This window comes from Paenibacillus sp. FSL R7-0313 (assembly GCF_037969885.1).
Lineage (GTDB): Bacteria > Bacillota > Bacilli > Paenibacillales > Paenibacillaceae > Paenibacillus.
This window is the reverse complement of sequence record NZ_CP150219.1, coordinates 4,085,516-4,103,714: the sequence shown is the minus strand read 5'-3', so window position 1 is coordinate 4,103,714 and position 18,199 is coordinate 4,085,516. Positions and strand designations below refer to the sequence as shown.

General features: G+C 44.6%; 18 protein-coding genes and 1 riboswitch. Of the genes, 3 read left to right on the top strand and 15 right to left on the bottom strand.

Translation table 11 applies throughout. The annotated features are described in order from the left end of the window. Nucleotides 1–87 precede the first annotated feature (87 nt). The 7 genes from NSQ38_RS18070 to pdhA form a co-directional block, all read right to left on the bottom strand. Entirely contained in the window at nucleotides 88–1,575 is a 1,488-nt protein-coding gene (locus NSQ38_RS18070; RefSeq protein ID WP_289389509.1) for a glutamate synthase subunit beta, read from the bottom strand. A 617-nt stretch (nucleotides 1,576–2,192) separates the two neighbouring features. Next, nucleotides 2,193–2,681 carry a dihydrofolate reductase gene (locus tag NSQ38_RS18065; RefSeq protein ID WP_338587227.1) on the bottom strand — a complete coding sequence of 163 codons (489 nt, stop codon included), beginning with the start codon at nucleotides 2,679–2,681 and terminating at the stop codon, nucleotides 2,193–2,195. A 50-nt stretch (nucleotides 2,682–2,731) separates the two neighbouring features. Further along, on the bottom strand, nucleotides 2,732–3,526 hold the full coding sequence (thyA, locus tag NSQ38_RS18060; protein ID WP_339783277.1) for a thymidylate synthase: 795 nt from the start codon (nucleotides 3,524–3,526) through the stop codon (nucleotides 2,732–2,734). Nucleotides 3,527–4,011: 485 nt separating this feature from the next. Further along, entirely contained in the window at nucleotides 4,012–5,427 is a 1,416-nt protein-coding gene (gene lpdA, locus NSQ38_RS18055; protein WP_036613658.1) for a dihydrolipoyl dehydrogenase, read from the bottom strand. 3 nt (nucleotides 5,428–5,430) lie between these two features. Beyond that, nucleotides 5,431–6,753: a dihydrolipoamide acetyltransferase family protein gene (locus tag NSQ38_RS18050; protein WP_338587229.1), complete on the bottom strand. Its 1,323-nt coding sequence runs from the start codon at nucleotides 6,751–6,753 to the stop codon at nucleotides 5,431–5,433. Nucleotides 6,754–6,929: 176 nt separating this feature from the next. Further along, nucleotides 6,930–7,907 carry an alpha-ketoacid dehydrogenase subunit beta gene (locus NSQ38_RS18045; protein ID WP_074095465.1) on the bottom strand — a complete coding sequence of 326 codons (978 nt, stop codon included), beginning with the start codon at nucleotides 7,905–7,907 and terminating at the stop codon, nucleotides 6,930–6,932. A gap of 101 nt (nucleotides 7,908–8,008) precedes the next feature. After that, entirely contained in the window at nucleotides 8,009–9,076 is a 1,068-nt protein-coding gene (gene pdhA / locus NSQ38_RS18040; RefSeq protein ID WP_017688072.1) for a pyruvate dehydrogenase (acetyl-transferring) E1 component subunit alpha, read from the bottom strand. 256 nt (nucleotides 9,077–9,332) lie between these two features. Between pdhA and NSQ38_RS18035 the strand changes: the two genes are divergently transcribed. Next, the gene (locus NSQ38_RS18035) at nucleotides 9,333–10,067 is read left to right on the top strand and encodes an alpha/beta hydrolase-fold protein (RefSeq protein ID WP_091020737.1); all 735 of its coding nucleotides are present in this window, start codon (nucleotides 9,333–9,335) and stop codon (nucleotides 10,065–10,067) included. 165 nt (nucleotides 10,068–10,232) lie between these two features. On the opposite strand, the gene NSQ38_RS18030 is transcribed toward NSQ38_RS18035, so the two are convergent. Both NSQ38_RS18030 and NSQ38_RS18025 read right to left on the bottom strand, forming a co-directional pair. After that, nucleotides 10,233–10,703: a low molecular weight protein-tyrosine-phosphatase gene (locus NSQ38_RS18030; protein WP_339783276.1), complete on the bottom strand. Its 471-nt coding sequence runs from the start codon at nucleotides 10,701–10,703 to the stop codon at nucleotides 10,233–10,235. Between the two features lies 1 nt (nucleotide 10,704). Next, the gene (locus tag NSQ38_RS18025) at nucleotides 10,705–11,406 is read right to left on the bottom strand and encodes a trimeric intracellular cation channel family protein (protein WP_074095468.1); all 702 of its coding nucleotides are present in this window, start codon (nucleotides 11,404–11,406) and stop codon (nucleotides 10,705–10,707) included. 182 nt (nucleotides 11,407–11,588) lie between these two features. Here NSQ38_RS18025 and NSQ38_RS18020 point away from each other — a divergent pair, with 182 nt between their 5' ends. Next, on the top strand, nucleotides 11,589–12,230 hold the full coding sequence (locus NSQ38_RS18020; RefSeq protein ID WP_339783274.1) for a thiamine diphosphokinase: 642 nt from the start codon (nucleotides 11,589–11,591) through the stop codon (nucleotides 12,228–12,230). A 296-nt stretch (nucleotides 12,231–12,526) separates the two neighbouring features. Continuing rightward, nucleotides 12,527–13,027, top strand: a complete 501-nt coding sequence (locus NSQ38_RS18015; protein WP_338587237.1) for a C40 family peptidase — start codon at nucleotides 12,527–12,529, stop codon at nucleotides 13,025–13,027. A 111-nt stretch (nucleotides 13,028–13,138) separates the two neighbouring features. Here NSQ38_RS18015 and NSQ38_RS18010 read toward each other — a convergent pair whose 3' ends face one another. The 6 genes from NSQ38_RS18010 to NSQ38_RS17985 all read right to left on the bottom strand — a co-directional run bounded on the left by NSQ38_RS18010 (nucleotide 13,139) and on the right by NSQ38_RS17985 (nucleotide 17,873). Further along, nucleotides 13,139–13,843, bottom strand: a complete 705-nt coding sequence (locus NSQ38_RS18010) for a response regulator transcription factor (RefSeq protein ID WP_339783272.1) — start codon at nucleotides 13,841–13,843, stop codon at nucleotides 13,139–13,141. A 119-nt stretch (nucleotides 13,844–13,962) separates the two neighbouring features. Then, nucleotides 13,963–15,015, bottom strand: a complete 1,053-nt coding sequence (locus NSQ38_RS18005; RefSeq protein ID WP_339783271.1) for a MoeB/ThiF family adenylyltransferase — start codon at nucleotides 15,013–15,015, stop codon at nucleotides 13,963–13,965. Then, nucleotides 15,012–15,779 (bottom strand): thiazole synthase, encoded by a 768-nt coding sequence (locus tag NSQ38_RS18000; RefSeq protein WP_339790585.1) that lies wholly within the window; start codon nucleotides 15,777–15,779, stop codon nucleotides 15,012–15,014. Before NSQ38_RS18000 ends, NSQ38_RS18005 begins: the two co-directional genes overlap by 4 nt. Before the next feature lie 2 nt (nucleotides 15,780–15,781). Then, nucleotides 15,782–15,985 (bottom strand): sulfur carrier protein ThiS, encoded by a 204-nt coding sequence (gene thiS, locus NSQ38_RS17995; RefSeq protein WP_036613636.1) that lies wholly within the window; start codon nucleotides 15,983–15,985, stop codon nucleotides 15,782–15,784. Next, complete coding sequence (gene thiO / locus NSQ38_RS17990; RefSeq protein WP_339783270.1) at nucleotides 15,982–17,154, bottom strand: glycine oxidase ThiO; 1,173 nt, start codon at nucleotides 17,152–17,154, stop codon at nucleotides 15,982–15,984. Before thiO ends, thiS begins: the two co-directional genes overlap by 4 nt. Nucleotides 17,155–17,168: 14 nt before the next feature. Continuing rightward, complete coding sequence (locus NSQ38_RS17985) at nucleotides 17,169–17,873, bottom strand: thiamine phosphate synthase (RefSeq protein ID WP_339783269.1); 705 nt, start codon at nucleotides 17,871–17,873, stop codon at nucleotides 17,169–17,171. A gap of 178 nt (nucleotides 17,874–18,051) precedes the next feature. Further along, nucleotides 18,052–18,161: riboswitch (TPP riboswitch) on the bottom strand. Nucleotides 18,162–18,199 lie beyond the last annotated feature (38 nt).

Genomic DNA, 18,199 nt, shown 5'->3' with positions numbered 1-18,199 from the left:
ATGAAATATGTAGTCAAATTGGTTAAAATAACAGCAAACAACCCTCGCTGATCGCGAAGGTTGTCGTTTATATCTTGTTCTATACTTTTACACCAGAACCGAAGCACCCATCAAGTATTTGTCCACTTCACGAGCAGCCTCACGGCCTTCATTAATTGCCCATACAACCAAGCTTTGACCACGACGCATGTCACCTGCTGCAAATACTTTATCCACATTGGTGTTGTATTTGCCGTAACGTGCCTTAACATTTGTGCGACGATCTGTTGCAAGTCCCAATTGCTCTACCAACGTTTGTTCCGGTCCATCAAAACCAATGGCAATCATGGCCATCTGAGCCGGGAATACACGCTCTGTACCTGGAATCGGCTGATAAATCTTGCGACCGGTCTCATCCACAATACGCTCGATCTGTACGGTATGCAATTCTTTGAGGTTCCCCTCATCGTCTCCGACAAATTTTGTTGTCATGATGGAGAATTCACGCGGATCTTGACCAAACAACGCTTTGGCTTCCTCTTGCGCATAATCAAGTGTGTATACGTTCGGGAATTGCGGCCAAGGGTTGTTAATGCGATCACGTTCCATAGGCGCTTGTGTATGCGTACCGAATTGAGTAATCGTACGACAACCATGACGCAGCGATGTAGCTACACAGTCAGATCCTGTATCACCGCCACCAATGACGATAATATCTTTATCCTTAGCGGACAGATATTGACCATCTTCCAGATTGGAATCCAGATAACTCTTAATGCTGCCATTAAGGAAATCCATGGCGTAATGAACGCCTTTCAAGTCACTGCCTTCAATATTGAATTCACGCGGCTTCGTTGCACCACCACACAATACAACAGCATCATAATCATCTACGAGTTGTTGTGCTGCAATATCCTTACCGATCTCGGTATTCGTGATGAATTGAACGCCTTCTGCTTCAAGCAGATCAACACGACGTTGAACTACCTTTTTATCCAATTTCATCGTTGGGATACCGTACATCAACAATCCGCCGACACGGTCCGAACGCTCATATACGGTTACCAAGTGTCCTGCTTTATTCAACTGAGCCGCAGTAGCCAATCCCGCTGGACCTGAACCTACCACAGCTACACGTTTACCCGTACGTTTTTCAGGAGGTTGGGGAACTACCCATCCTTCTTCGAAACCTTTTTCAATAATTGCTTCTTCAATCGTTTTGATGGTTACAGGCTGACCGATTAAGCCAACTGTACAAGATCCTTCGCAAGGAGCTGGACAGACGCGACCTGTAAACTCTGGGAAATTATTCGTTTTGTGAAGGCGCTCAAGTGCTTCTCTCCACAGTCCGCGATATACAAGATTATTCCATTCTGGAATCAGGTTATGCACGGGGCAACCTGACGTGCCGCCAATCATATCTATACCTGTATGGCAATACGGGGTACCACAATCCATGCATCGTGCACCTTGTGTTCTGAGCTCTTCTTCAGCCATATGTTTATGAAACTCTTCCCAATCCTTAATCCGCTCCGCTGGCTCACGATCTGCTGGCAGTTGACGTTTGTATTCCATAAATCCAGTAGGTGTAGACATCTTACGTTTTCCCCCATCCGTTCTTGTCTTAATCCCTTCATGTGCATGGTTCTATATGAAATGGATTACTCATTACTTGAGTTTTTGTCTATTGTATCACAAAATCTTCTCGAAGATATTTCAATTATAGTAGCATTTACTGTACTGAATATTAAATGGATTATCCGCATAATTATTTGTATTTTATACATCATATCTTTCAAGTCTACCCATGGTCAATACCCTTATTTTGGTGTTAAATGTGGTTTTGAACTGCGAAATCTGGTGTGTGTTGAAGAAATAAAAGGTCGAAACGTTAAGTGAATGTTAGAAAATTTGTCATGAAATCCAACATATTCTGCTATAAATCGTTCTCAATTCCGAATATCAGACTTGTTTTAGGGCTTCACAACGTTAAAACCTCAAAATTTTTACACTTTTTTACTGTTTAATGCTTGATTACATGTATATTATACATAAATATCAATTACTCATGTTATATTAATGTTATATGTATTCCAATCTAAACAAGTGACTCATTTTTTTTATAAAAGAAAAGACGCTGTTCACGAATATTTCGCATATCAGCGTCTCTCATTATACAAATACGACCCAAGTCAGGAATTTCTTATGCCATTTTACCGTTTACGTTCATAAAATTCGAATGTATATGCATGAACATTTTTTTCATCCTGTTCGCCTTCAATCTGTTCAATCAGTTGCCATTCGGACCAATCCACTTCGGGGAAAAACGTATCTCCCTCAAAATTCTCATGAATTTTGGTCACCACTAGACGATCTGCAAGTGGCAAGAATTCGCGATACACCTGGGAACCCCCAATTACACACAGTTCCTCACCTTTGGTTACACTCAGACCCTCTTCAATCGTATGTACGATTTCAGCCTGTTCCACCTTGTAGTTCAGATCTCTAGTCACCACAATATTACGGCGCTGAGGAAGGGGCTTACCACCAAAGGATTCCCACGTATTACGTCCCATGATAATCGTTTTATTTAACGTACGTTGTTTAAAAAAGGCCATATCTTTGGGTAAACGCCATGGAATCGAATTATTCAATCCGATCACACCGTTCTCCCCCATTGCCCATACCAATTCAATACTCAAGGGTAATACACTCCTTCAATCCAAGTCTCTTATCGAGATTGAACACATAATTAGACTGCAATTGGAGCTTTAATGCCCGGATGATGCTGGTAGTTCTCAAACTCAAAATCTTCATACTTATAATCAAAAATAGAATCCGGCTTACGTTTGATTACCAGCTTAGGTAAAGCATAAGGTTCACGCTCCAGCTGAGTTTTAACCTGATCAACATGGTTAGAGTAGATGTGAACATCCCCTCCAGACCAAATGAAGTCACCCACCTCAAGATCACATTGCTGAGCGATCATATGAGTTAAGAGCGCATAACTCGCGATGTTAAACGGTAACCCGAGGAACGTATCCACGGAACGCATCGTAAGCATACATGATAATTTACCCTCTGCAACGTAAAACTGAAACGCAAAATGACAAGGTGGAAGCTTCATATTATTAATCTCAGCCACATTCCATGCGCTGACAAGGTGACGACGTGAATCCGGATTATTTTTGATCGAGTCAATAACTGCGGCGATCTGATCAATTTTTTCTCCGTTTGGTGCTTCCCATGTGCGCCACTGCGAGCCATATACCGGTCCAAGATCTCCATTTTCGTCCGCCCAGTCGTCCCAGATCTTCACACCATTTTCTTTCAGATAAGATATATTAGTATCGCCACTCAAAAACCACAACAGTTCATGAATAACCGATTTGAGATGAATTCGTTTGGTTGTTACCAGCGGAAACCCTTCGGAGAGATCATAACGGAGCTGTCTGCCAAATACAGATTGTGTTCCTGTTCCTGTACGGTCTCCTTTATGCACGCCGTTGTTCAGAATATCCTGTAATAAATCGAGATAGTTTTTCATGTTGATATCCCCTCACTAAAGAATATTTACACTTATCACTCCGATGACAGAACAACCTTCCGATCGCTGTTATCCCCAGATTTTTTTGATTTCCTTTTCCAAAGGTAAAATCCGGGGATAGAGGCGAAGCGTATGCTTCCGATGCAGCTTTCCTTCAGAAAGCTTTTAGCTCCGCTTCTTCAGGTTCTTTCTGTCCTCTACGTTCTCGTGTAAAAGATTAGTTTAACTTCAATACTAATTACATAGACCGTGATTGGCTTGGAGCCACATCATAACTGATCATTACTACAGTGTACCACAATTGTGTTGTTGGATAAAATCAATTCACTAAAACTTGTGAGCGTGTAAATTTTCATCATATCACATACACGAGTATCTTACATTTCTCGGCTCTTGCTCAGAAAAAAGAGACGAATAACGCGTTAACGTCATTCGTCTCTTCTGATATACGTATAATGCCGGACGGGTCCGAAGCCTAGATGATCTTAACGGGAGATGATGTGGATCGGGTGACCCATAACCAATTCCGCAGCTTCCATCACGATTTCGCCCAAAGTTGGGTGAGCGTGAATTGTGAGAGCCAGATCTTCCAAAGTAGCGCCCATTTCAATTGCCAAACCAAGCTCAGCAATCAGGTTGGAAGCTTCCAGACCTACGATTTGGCAACCCAATACAAGGCCGCTTTCTTCGTCAGCTACGATTTTCACGAAGCCTTCAGCGTGGTTCAAAGATACAGCACGGCCGTTACCCGCATAAGGGAATTTACCTGCTTTTACTTTGTAACCTTTTTCTTTAGCTTCTTTTTCAGTGTAACCTACGCTGGAACACTCTGGATCTGTGAACACAACAGCTGGCATACATTTGTAGTCAACTACAGATGGTTGTCCTGCGATTGCTTCAGCAGCCACTTTACCTTCATAAGAAGCTTTGTGTGCCAGAGCCAGACCAGATACGATGTCACCGATAGCAAAGATGTGAGGAATGCTGGTACGACCTTGGTGGTCAACTTTGACAAATCCACGCTCGTCAACGTCAACACCAATCATGTCGAGACCCAGTTCTCCATCTGTGTTTGGACGACGTCCAACAGTTACCAGCAGGTAATCTGCAGTTACTTCTTTGGACTCACCATTTACAGAGTACTTAACAGTTACATCTTTATCCGTTTGCTCAGCACTTTCAGCTTTTGCACCCGTTACGATTTCGATGCCTGTTTTCTTCATGTTTTTAGCCACGAGGCTAGTCATGTCTTTATCGAAACCTGGCAGTACTGTATCCAGACCTTCGATGATTGTTACTTTTGCACCGAATTTGGAGTACATTTGACCAAGCTCAGCACCGATATATCCGCCACCGATAACGATCATGCTTTTTGGTACTTCAGGCAAGTTCAGAGCTTCTGTTGAAGACAGAATGCGTCCGCCAAACGGGAAAGGTTTCAGTTCGATTGGACGGGAACCTGTTGCAATAATTGCATTTTTAAATTTGTAACGTGGAGACTCGTGGTCATTAAATACACGAGCTTCGTTTTCGTTGATGAACATGCACTCACCGTTGAAAACTTCAACTTTGTTGCCTTTGAGCAAACCAGCTACGCCGCCAGTCATTTTCTTAACAACGCCGTTTTTGAATTCTTGAGTTTTGCTGAAGTCCACTTTTACGTTCTCAGCAGAGATACCAAAAGCTTCACCGTGAAGTGCAGACTCATATTGGTGTGCAGCAGAGATCAGGGCTTTGGATGGAATACATCCACGGTTCAAACAAACACCGCCCAGTTCGGATTTGTCTACGATCAATACGCTTTGGCCCAGTTGAGCAGCGCGGATGGCAGCTACATAGCCGCCAGGACCCGCACCAATTACTAATGTGTCGATATTGAGAGAAGCGTCGCCTACTACCATATCTTACACCTCCATAACAAGCAGCTCAGGGTTAGCGAGCAGCTGTTTAATGTAATTCATAAAGTTTTGTGCTGTTGCGCCATCGATGATACGGTGGTCAAAGCTCAGGGAAAGAGCCATTACAGGTGCTGCAACTACTTCGCCGTTTTTGATCACTGCTTTTTCGCTGATGCGTCCTGTTCCGAGAATAGCAACTTCAGGGAAGTTGATGATTGGAGTGAAGAACATACCGCCAGCAGAACCAATGTTACTGATGGAGATTGTGCTTCCTCTCATTTCATTCGCGCTCAATTTGCCGTCACGACCACGAGCAGCCAGATCACGGATAGAATCAGCGATCATCCAGATGGATTTACGATCAGCATCTTTGATAACAGGAACGATCAAGCCGTTGTCTGTATCTGTAGCGATACCGATGTTGTAGTATTTTTTGTAAACAATTTCGTTAGCTTCTTCATCAATCATAGCGTTCAGAGCCGGGAATTGGCGGGAAGCCGCAACCAATGCTTTAACGATGAATGGCAGATAAGTAACTTTTGTTCCTTTTTTCTCTGCAATTGGTTTCATGCGAGTACGGAAAGCAACCAATTCAGTTACGTCCACTTCGTCCATGATTGTAACGTGAGGTGCTGTGTAAGCCGATTTAACCATTGCATTAGAGATCGCTTTACGGATACCTTTGAATGGTACGCGCTCTTCTTCAAGGTATTGATCAGCTGCAGCCGCTGCTGGTGCTGCGGATTTTTTCTCTTCTTGAGCCGGAGCTTCGGAAGATGCCGCTGCGGAAGAACCGCCACCGTTTTTGAAGGATTCAACATCTTCTTTGGTTACTTTACCGTTGTTGCCAGTGCCGTTAACCTGAGCGATGTCTACACCTTGTTCACGAGCAAATTTGCGCACGCTTGGTGTTGCCAGAACGTCTTTGGCAGGTACTGCCGGAACGCTGTTGTTGCCGCCTTCTTTAGCTGCATCCGAGCTGGAAGCTGCTGCAGAAGAACCGCTTGTGTCAGCTCCGCCTTGAGCTGCATCTTTCTCTTGTTCCCCTTGATCGCCAGCAGGAGCGTCGTCTTGCTCAGGAAGTTCGCCTTCTGCATCGATGATCGCTACAACTTCACCAACGTGGCAGATTTGACCGTCTTTAGCGAATACTTCTGTAACTGTTCCGTTAACCGGACAAGGTACTTCCACAACCGCTTTGTCGTTCTGTACTTCCATGATGATGTCGTCGTCAGTTACTTTGTCACCGACTTTGATGTGCATCTTGATGATTTCGCCTTCGTGTAGGCCTTCGCCCAATTCAGGGAATTTATATTCAAATTTAGCCAACTGAAAAACCTCCTTGATTATGTGCTCAATCCTGAAAACAACCCTTAACTCCAAGAAACAACTGTTACTGCTAATGCAAATAACTGTTACTCAAGGGGCTAATGGCTGTTTACAGTGCAGCTTGCGCTGCGGTGTGAATCACCATACTGCGCCTTGCGGCATGTCAGATGATTAAATTAGAAATTTACGACTTTATTAACCGCAGCAACGATACGTGCTGGGTTAGGCAGCCAAGAATCTTCGATTTGTGCAAAAGGATATACAGTATCCGGACCAGCTACACGCAGAACCGGTGCTTCCAAGTGCAGGATTGCTTTTTCATTGATTTGGGCAATGACTTCAGCTGCAACACCTGCGCTCTTTTGAGCTTCCTGTACAACAATTGCACGATTTGTTTTCTTAATAGAAGCAACGATGGTATCGATATCGATCGGGCTAACCGTACGAAGGTCGATAACTTCAACTTTGATTCCTTGTTTTTCGAGTTCCTCTGCTGCTTTCACAGAAGTATGAACCATCATACCGTAAGTAATGATTGTTACATCGGAACCTTCACGAACAACGTTCGCTTTACCCAATTCAACAACGTAATCTTCTTCAGGCACTTCTGCACGGAAAGCATGATACAGGTTCAAGTGCTCCATGAAGAATACAGGATCGTTATCGCGAATAGAAGCGATCATCAGACCTTTTGCATCGTAAGGGTTAGAAGGAACAACGACTTTGATACCTGGTGTTTGCGTGAGCAGACCTTCCAGGGAATCTGTATGCAATTCTGCCGCTTTTACACCGCCACCGAATGGTGTACGGAATACGATTGGAGAATTGTATTTTCCACCAGAGCGGAAACGCATACGAGCAGCTTGCACTACCATTTGGTCAAGGGCTTCGAAGATAAAGCCAACGAATTGGATCTCAGCAACCGGACGGAAGCCTTGTACACCCAGACCTACAGCCAGACCACCAATAGCGGACTCAGCCAGTGGTGTATCAAATACACGCTCTTCGCCAAACTCTTTTTGCAGACCTTCCGTTACACGGAAAACGCCGCCTACATTACCTACGTCTTCACCGAAGAGCAGAACGTTAGGATCACGTTTCAACTCCACGCGAAGCGCATCACGGATTGCTTCTTTCATGTTCATTTGTGCCATTTGCTTCATTTCCTCCTTAAACATTGACAGTTCACATTTGAATTCGTACATGTATACCGGGACATTAAAGTCGCGGATGTTTATGCTTTATCGGAAAAAACTTATTGGAAATCAGCTTTTTGCTCTTCCAAGTGCTTAGGCGTTTGTTCGAACATGCTGTCGATCAAGCCTGAAATCGTCATTTTCTCGGTTTTTTCCGCTTTTTTGATTTCTTCATTTACTTTAGCTTTTGCTTCTTCTTTCACACGTGCTGTATCTTCTTCAGTCCAAAGACCTTTTTTCTCCAGATATTTAGCGAAACGTGCGATAGGATCTTTAGCAGACCATTCTGCCTCTTCTTCTTTTGTACGATACTTGGAAGCATCATCCGAAAGGGAGTGAGGACGGAAACGGTATGTTACTGCTTCGATCAATGTTGCGCCTTCTCCGTTACGTCCGCGCTCAGCAGCTTCCTGAACAGCTTTGATAACAGCGAAGATGTCCATACCGTCAACTTTAACACCTTTGATACCTGCCGCTACCGCTTTGTGAGCGATGGACAGAGCTGCTGTTTGTTTAGCAAAAGGAGTTGTGATGGCATAACCATTGTTTTGTACGAAGAAGATAACAGGCAGTTTGTATACACCAGCGTAGTTCAGACCTTCATAGAAGTCACCTTCAGAAGAACCGCCATCACCTGTGTATGTGATAACAACTTGTTTTTGTTTCTTCAATTTGTAACCCATAGCGATACCCATTGCATGCAGAATTTGTGCACCAATGATGATTTGTGGCATCAATACATTAACGCCATCTGGAATTTGTCCACCATGTTGGTGTCCACGGGAGTACAAGAATGCTTGATAAAGAGGAAGTCCATGCCATACGAGTTGCGGAATGTCACGATAGCCAGGACATACAAAGTCTTCTTTTTCAATTGCAAATTCACTACCAACCATTGTAGCTTCTTGACCAGATACTGGAGCATAGAAACCAAGACGACCTTGACGGCCCAGGTTTACTGCACGGTCATCCCAAGTACGGGTAAATACCATGCGGTACATAATTTCTTTTAATTGATCATCGGAAAGTGTAGGCATCATGTCTTTGTTAACAATTTCGCCGTCAGGAGACAGCACGGACAGAGCTTCTACATCCTCTGTATACACTTCATAAGGAACCTTGCTCATTTTTTTCTTCACCTCAACAAAAAATTTGAATATCAAGTTCCGCTGTTATAATATTATTATACACCTGTTTCACTCCATACGTCAAAGAAATCCGTAATTTTTTTATGTTTCCTGCCGGATTGTATGTATAACAGGGGCTTAATATTGGTATAACAGCATAATACATGATTGCGTGTTTGACCCAACCCCGCACAAGGGTAATCTTACCGTATTGCGCGGTCGAATGCAAAAAATTAACCGAGAAAGGTGACGTTTTATGACGGATTCCCGCTATTTGAAACGCACGATTGTGAAGGAAGAGATTGAAAGTCGCTATCTTGGAGAGAAGCGAACGCTCCGTATTTACCTTCCTCCGGGCTATAACGAATTACTTAGCTACCCTGTCGTTTATTGTCAGGATGGCGAAGAATTTTTTAATTTCGGACGAATTGCTACAACAGCTAACCAAATTATTCTGGACGAAGGAGCCGAACCTTTCATTATTGTAGGGGTTCAGGTCGATGTGTCTGTGAGAACACAGGAATATGCTCCATTTGGAGATCGGTTCAAGGCATATACCGCTTGCTTCGCTGAAGAGATTATTCCCTATATAGAAGAGAAATATCCTGTGCGCCGTTCTCCGCAGGAACGTATTCTTGCCGGAGACTCGCTCGGTGGCAGTGTTTCACTTCATCTTGCTCTGTTATATCCGGATCTGTTCACACGTGTTATTAGCATGTCTGGCGCCTTCTACTCTGCTTCTCAGGAAATCTATGCCGCAGCTGAAGATCTGTCTTGGCTCTCGATCTGGATGATCGTTGGTTTGCAGGAGACTGATTTCGAGGCAGACACGGGTACGTATGATTTTGTTCAATTAAATCGGGATACTCGAGAATTGCTGGAAAAACGTGGTGCCCTCGTCTCCTATCAAGAGAAAGACGGGAAGCACCAATGGGGTTTTTGGCAGAAGGAATTGCCCGAAGCATTACTTTATTTTCTCCAGGAAAGATAAAAGGACCACATTAACAGGCGGCTGAAATGCCGCTATTGTTTTCCATCCCAATGATACCGCTTACAATTGTAACCTGAAAAAGAAGCAGGATATCCTGCTTGCTTTAAGTGCTCTAATCCTGCTTCTTTGTCGAATTACAAATTAAGCATGAATTTCGTTTACTTTTTAGGCTAAGGAATGTTCCGCTTCAATCTTACTCAACAGAACATCGCAGCCTGCGTTAACCAGCTCGTACACCTCTTCAAAATTGCCCGTGTAATATGGGTCAGGTACTTCTCTGAGTTTTTCCTCGGGAAGCATGTCCATGAACTTGATGATGTCCGCCGCAGCTCCGCCTGGAACGTTGCGTACATTATCTGCATTTGAATTATCCATACATACAATGTAATCAAATTGAGTAAAGTCTTCGCTGGCGAATTGTCTCGCTGCCATGTTGGCATAAGAAATCTGGTACGAATCCAGCAATTTTCGAGTCCCTTCATGCGGAGATTTACCAACGTGCCAGTCCCCTGTTCCCGCTGAGTCCACACGAATCTGGTGTTCAAGCCCCTTCTCCAGGACTTTGTGACGCAAAACGGCTTCAGCCATTGGTGATCTACATATATTGCCCAGACATACAAACAAAACATTAATCATATTAATCCCCCTTGCTTAACGTACCTTGAAGTACCGACGATGTTGGCTGTGTCACAATGCTCTCCGGCTGAGGACTGACGTTGCCTGTCTCAGATGGCACCAACGAACGACGTGGCAGTTTCCATTTATAATGTACAGAACACATCCGGAAAAACACAACGGCCGCGAAACCTAGCAATAATCCGGTATTCGTTGTTAACCAGCCCATACCTATGACAAAACCGGCTGTCATTGCCCATACAGCATAGATTTCATCACGTAATACAAGCGGTTTACGTCCAGCGAGCACATCACGAATAACGCCTCCACCAATACCGGTCATTACTGCTGCAACGATAACTGCGCTAATAGGATGTCCCATGTTCGCCGCGTACAGCGCCCCTTGAATTGCAAATGCTGCAAGTCCGATTGCATCAAATAACGCCTCTGTTCGCTTCCAGTGACTAATCCACTTGAGAGGCAATATAAACGCAACTGCTACAGATACTAAGGCTAACATAATAAGTGATCCCTGACTCCATAATGTCGTTACAGGTATACCTATAAGTACATTCCGGATAATCCCGCCTCCGAATGCAGTGACAAGTCCAAGCACCAGTACACCCAAAATGTCATACTCCTCTTCCATTGCTACGAAGGCACCGGACATTGCAAATGCGATAGTGCCTATAATGCTGAATACTTCAAAAATGTGTAAGTCCAACCTGTTCAAACCTCACTTTTCAAGTCATCTCCATGTCGCTCTACCCATTGTATCCGCGAGCACTGAAATTGTGCAACCACATTTTGTGGATTATACTGGTTTGGTGAATATATTTGTACAGGTTCCAACATTATATTTGAACAATGAACTATTTTTCTCTGAATTAGGAAGGATGAAATAAAATGACGGCGAAACGGATTGTTATTTTTACAGGTGGAAACTTATCTGTAAAATTACTTCAGGAAATACGAGAAGATGATATGATCATCGCGGCCGATCGCGGTGCATTATTTTTAATTGAACACGGCATTCAGCCTCACATTGCAGTTGGAGACTTTGACTCCATTACCGAAGATGAACGTATCATTGTAAGCAACAATAGCATTCGGTTCATTACATGTGACCCTGTTCATAAGGATCTTACTGATACAGAAATGGCTTTTGAGACAGCGCTAGATTACGAACCTTCTCACATCTTAATGTTAGGTGCTACAGGTACACGTATGGATCACACCCTCGCTAATGTACATATCATGGTTCGCGCGATGCAGCATCATATCTCCTGTGCCATTCAGGACAAGCACAACTACATGACACTGACCACATCCAAAGCTGTGGTTGAGCACCGTGACTATAAATATGTTTCTCTGCTTCCCTTGACTCATGAAGTTGCAGGAATAACTCTGGATGGTTTTATGTATCCGCTAGATCAAGCCACCATTCGCATGGGACAATCCTTGGGTGTAAGCAACCAGCTCTTAGGCTCCTCCGGTACAGTCACTATTGATAGCGGCTTATTACTGATTATTCAGAGCAAAGATTGAATCTATTCGTATGCTTCATAATTATTTATTACGTTTTTGTAACCAGTGATTCAACGAAGAAAATAGGTTCACACATAATAAAGACCCTTGATATTCAAGGGTCTTTGCTATTTCATCTTTATTGTTCATCCGTCAATGATTAATTTTTTGACATTTTTAATCATATTTTAATAAACATCCCCAAACCATTGTGGCCCAAGGGATTACACTTCCCTATCCAATTTCTAGGTTGTTACAAAGCTGTTATACTCGCTCTAGCAACTTAACGAAAACGAATTTTGGAGGTACTAACTAACATGAAAACAAACATCTTTGTCCAAAAGGCCGTAACCGTCGGGTTGTGCGCTACACTAGGTTTTGGAGCTGTATTAATGACTAACGCACCTGTTGCACAGGCAGCAACTGCTTCTGTATCCACAGGTCAACAGATTGTTAACTATGGTAAACAATTTACTGGAACTCCATATAAATTTGGTGCTTCAACCTCAACAACCAAAGTTTTTGACTGCTCTTCTTTTATGAAATATATTTTCAAAAAGTATGGTGTAGACTTGCCGCGCACTTCCGTGAACCAATCCAAAGAAGGTACAGCTGTATCCAAAGCTAATCTGCGTGTCGGAGATCTAGTATTCTTCTCCAGTGGTAGCCGTTCTACGGGCTCCAACGTTACTCATGTAGGCGTATATGCAGGGGACGGAAAGATTCTGCATACGTATGGATCTCCAGGCGTAACCCTCTCTGATCTGGACTCTGGTACTTGGAAGAGAACGTATGTTAAAGCTCGTCGTGTACTCTAGAATCACATCATAGCTAATCAGTAAGGACCGGAGGTTACTATCCGGTCTTTTATTTTTACCCTCTTTTTGCCACACTCTAAACTGGTGATTCATGGAACTAACTTTAGTAATCTAATTTTTATCATGAAGCATATAACCGATCCCACGCACAGTATGAATCAGTTTCACACTTCTTCCCTTATCCACCTTAACCCGCAGATGTTTGATGTATACGTCCACAACGTTGGTATCCATCGCATACTCATATCCCCATACCTCCCGCAAAATATCACTCCGTGTACATGCTTCATTCACATGCAAGGCCAGAAATTCCAGCAATTCGTACTCTTTTGGCGTTAATGTCAGGTATTCACCCGCACGATTTACCCGCCTTGAACGTAAATTCACTTTAAGATCATGAACTATAATTACTTCTTCACCCTCTTGTGTTGCATTCGCAAAAACACGCAATAAGTTTCGTATTCTGGCGAGCATCACGTTCAGGTGAACGGGTTCCTCCATTACATCATTAGCTCCGTAATCCAGCCATTCCACGATGAATTGAGGAGATGCGTTAGACGTGATAACCAGTAGAGGTACAACCTGACCTTTATCTATCCATCGTTTCAACTCTAATTTCTGATCCTGATCATGATGTGCTTCCCCCTCACTTCGGTCTACCAGAATGATCAGGTTGATGTGTGATAACGAATTCTTGGCGAATTGGTCTAGTTCAGGTCCTTCCTTTCGTTGCACCTCATACCCTTCGCTACATAAAACATCCTGAATAAGGCTGACCTGCTCTCCTGCTCCAATCAGCAAAATGGCTGTTTTCACTCTTTTTCACCCGGCCTGTCTCTATCCCCACTGCTCGCAGCAATGGTTGGTACAGATAGCATGCCGTAAAATGAAAAAGTCCATTCCCTCAAGGGAACAGACTTTGCTTCTTTCTTGCTTTAACCAAAGTAGCGATGGACGAGCGTACGTGCTTCAGCTGTGTCGTTTGTTCCGTGTACAAGGACACGTCCATCTTGGAAAATAACCATTCTGTATGCTCCTGTTGTAAAAGAAACCAGAAACGGATTCGATTCCACTTTTCCTTCTTGAAGTCTATCCAAGCGGTCCGCCGTATGTTGTAGATCCAGATTCATGCGCCGAGCAGGCCGGATCTGAACGGTATCCCTCCCGCACAAAACATCGGTTTTTTCCAGATTCGATGCAGAAAGATATGGATACGTTGCAGAAGTGCCGCAGGAAGGACAGTCTTGCTTTTTCGCACCATCCACATTGATGGATATGTATTCGTTCCTCCAAACGTCAAATGACAACAACTTACGTCTCAATGCATTTGCATTGCCACTAAGCAATTTCATCGCCTCTGCTGTCTGATTCGCCGTTACCATCTGTACCGCTTGGGGTATGATGCCAGATGTATCACAAGTATCTCCACCCAGAGGGACTTCACCCAACAAACAATTTAAACATGGCGTATCTCCGGGCATAAACGTATAGGTGATGCCGTAACTACCTACGCATCCACCATAAATCCAGGGAATACGGTGCTTCTGTGCCATATCATTAATGAGTAGTCGGGTATCAAAATTATCCGTTGCATCCATAATCAAGTCTGCATGCTGAACGAGTTCTTCCAACTCATCTACTCTGACATCCAACACTTTCCCTTCCACATGAACCGTGGAATTAATGGCAGATAACCGTTTTTCCGCCGCCATCGCCTTCGGCATCCGTTCAATCGCGTCCTGTTCTACATATAATTGCTGTCGCTGCAGGTTACTCCACTCCACATAATCACGATCCACAATCGTCAAGTGTCCGACTCCTGAACGAACTAACGTTTCTGCGATCCCTGTTCCCAGTGCGCCAGCACCAACGATTAAAACTCTGCTGTCCTTTAATCTGGCCTGACCTTCCTTGCCCAGCGGCGCATAACGTTCCTGTCTGGAATACCGATCGGCCTGCTCCGAGGATGTTGATTGTTGATTTATCATGTATGAACCATTCCTTCCACCGGACTACTGGCTGCTGCATAACGCTTTACGGGAATCATGCCTGCCTCATAAGCCAGCCTACCTGCCTCTACCCCCAATCTCATCGCCTTAGCCATGCTCACTGGATCCCCTGATCCGGATACGGCTGTATTTAACAATACGCCATCGGCACCAAGTTCCATCGCATAAGCAGCATCTTTGGGGGAGCGCAATCCTGCGTCCACAATCACAGGTACAACGGCCTGCTCAATGATGATCTCAAGGTTATAGGGATTGATGATGCCTCTGCCAGCTCCGATGGGAGAAGCGCCAGGCATTACAGCATGTACGCCAAGCAATTGCAGCCTTTTGGCCAGAATGACATCATCTGAAATATAAGGCAATACCGTGAAGCCCTTTTCAAGCAAAATTTCGCAAGCCTTGTACGTTTCAATCGGATCTGGGAGTAGCGTAATTCCATCTCCGATGACTTCGACTTTTATCATATCACAAAGTCCTGAAGCCCGCGCAAGCTCGGCAATTCGCACCGCCTCTTCCGCATTGGAAGCTCCAGCCGTATTCGGAAGAAGAGTGTATTTGTCCAGATCCAATGTATCCAGGAAATGCTTCTGGTTGCGCTCCTCCAGATTCAGACGACGAACAGCAAAGGTTAAAACTTCCGTTTCAGATGCTTCCACAGCCTGACGTTGCACTTCCAGATCCGAAAACTTGCCTGTTCCGAGCAACAATCTGGACTCAAACGTATATTTACCAATGTTCAACATCATCAACCGCCTCCTACAAAATGTACAATCTCGATTCGATCGCCTTCTCTTAATGCCGTCGTTTCATGATACTCACGGGTTAAAATATGCTTGTTCAGCTCTACAACTACAGTCTTGACTTGCAGGTCAAATGATTGAAGCAGTTTATCCACACGATTCAATCTGTCTTCAATCTCCATCCGTTGACCATTAACGATGATATTCACTGCACCACTCCCTTTCTGTTCAATCGCTCCGGACTCAGCGCCTCAATTCCGAGTTCTTCTGAGCTTTTGCCAGCGAGCAACTCAGCGATAAGCCTTCCTGTTATCGCACTAAGCAAGATACCGTTGCGGTAATGCCCAAAGGCGGCGAACAGCCCTGGTATACTCTTGCAAGCACCTATATAAGGCAATCCATCTGGAGTTGCCGGTCTTACGCCTGCCCACGCTCGTATAAATTGTGCTTCTTTCATCCCAGGCACCCAGTGGGTAGCCGCTGTTAGCAGCTTCTGAACACCCTGTACAGAAACGTTCAGATCGGTTCTGCCTGGCAGACTGGTTGCCCCGAGCCAAACTTCGCCATTAGCTTTGGGAACAATATAGATATCCTCTGCATACACCGTTCTGTCAGGTCTGTACCCAGCATGTTCATCTGAGAACTGAACGGCGGCTATTTCTCCTTTTACCGACCACACAGGCATGCTCAGATTCACATGTCTCATCAACTCTTCACTCTGTAATCCAGCCGCTATAATGACATGTTTACATCTCATCTCACCGATCGATGTGGTGATTCCCTGCACGCCATGTTCGTTTGCTTGCACACGTATATCCTGTATGTCCTCCATAACCCGTGCTCCAAATGCTTGAGCGGATTCAGCATATGCCTTCGTTAGATGGACTGGAAGAATCTCACTCTCGTAAGGTCTGTAGTAGGCTCCATACGTATCTCTGTTAAGCCATGATGCCTCCTGTTGCACAACGGAACGATCCCACCATACCTCATCAGCAGAAGCAGAAAACGCAGACTTCCGATTGTCCTTATAACTACTTAATTCACTGTATGAACGAAAAGGAGTTAGGAATCCCTGGCATTGCAGGCCAGTCTCTACCTCACTGAGTGTAGCCATTAGCACCTGTTGCTCGATAAGTAACTGTCTACTCTGTCTGGCAAGCTTAGCCATCAAAGGATGAGCAAAATCCTCACTGTCTGCCGCCAGCATTCCAGCCGCCGCGCAAGAAGTGCCTCCTGCAATCGCCGAACGCTCCAGCAACAGCACATCCTGTCCACGGGAAGCAAGCTCATACGCAATGGCACATCCAACAACACCTCCGCCTACAATAATCGTTTCTGCATGAATCTTATCCGGATTATCAGTTACAATCTCTTTCATCCTCTCATCTCCTTTCAGTCGCGCAGACCTTCGGTAGCAACGATAGCCTGCCTTAATGATGCAGCGGCCCGATCCGGTGAATCGCTCGCCCATACATTCGAGATCACAGCAACTCCCTGTGCGCCTGCAGAGCGAATCGCGTGAATGTTTCCCGGTTCGATGCCACCGATCGCCATGACAGGAATGGAGACACTCCTGCACACTTCAGCAAGAGCATGTAATCCTCTGGGGTCAAGATCAGGCTTACTGTTGGTTGAGTAGACATGCCCGAAGAAAAGGTAATCGGCTCCCCGTTCTTCAGCGATTTTCGCCTCATCGATGGAATGAACAGATCCCCCTAGACGAAGTCGCTGCACATTGCTTGTGACAGTAGGGTTACAGTTGCGTATCGCATCTTGCCCCCAATGTACACCTCCATAGATGTCATTTTGTGAAGGCAGCTCTGAACCATTGATAACGATGCGACAAGATGGAACGCCAACGCTACGCAGACTTTCAGCCCAACCGATCTTGTCTTGCCATGTGAGTTGTTTTTCTCGTATATGAATATAGTCCACCGATGGCCAAACGTCCTTTGCAGCTTTTACAAAAGATGCTTGATCCCCTGCACCCGTAGAAACAACATGCAACTCAAATGATCCGTGTACATGTTCATGAGAAATTACCGTACCATCCCTCTCCTTCCATGCGTGAATGCTATGAAAACACAAAAAAGCCACTCCCGTAGGGGAGTGGCTGCGTATTAAATATTGAACCAGATGACTGACTGAAGCATACAGTTCATTTCGTGCAATTCAGCTATGGACCTTATAGCCATAACGTTATACACGCAACTGCATGTTTCAATTCGTTAAGCAGACGGTCCTTTTGAGTTGCCGTTTGCTCACGTCATTCACTGAAACGCGCTCGCCACTTCCCTACGCTGGTATGATCCAGATCAGGTGCAAAGGGTCCGGAATCGCATTCTTCCATCTCAGCCGCATCGTGCGGCCCCCCTAGTGTTCATATGAAGTTGTAGCCTATGTTACCATAGACGGATTTTTTT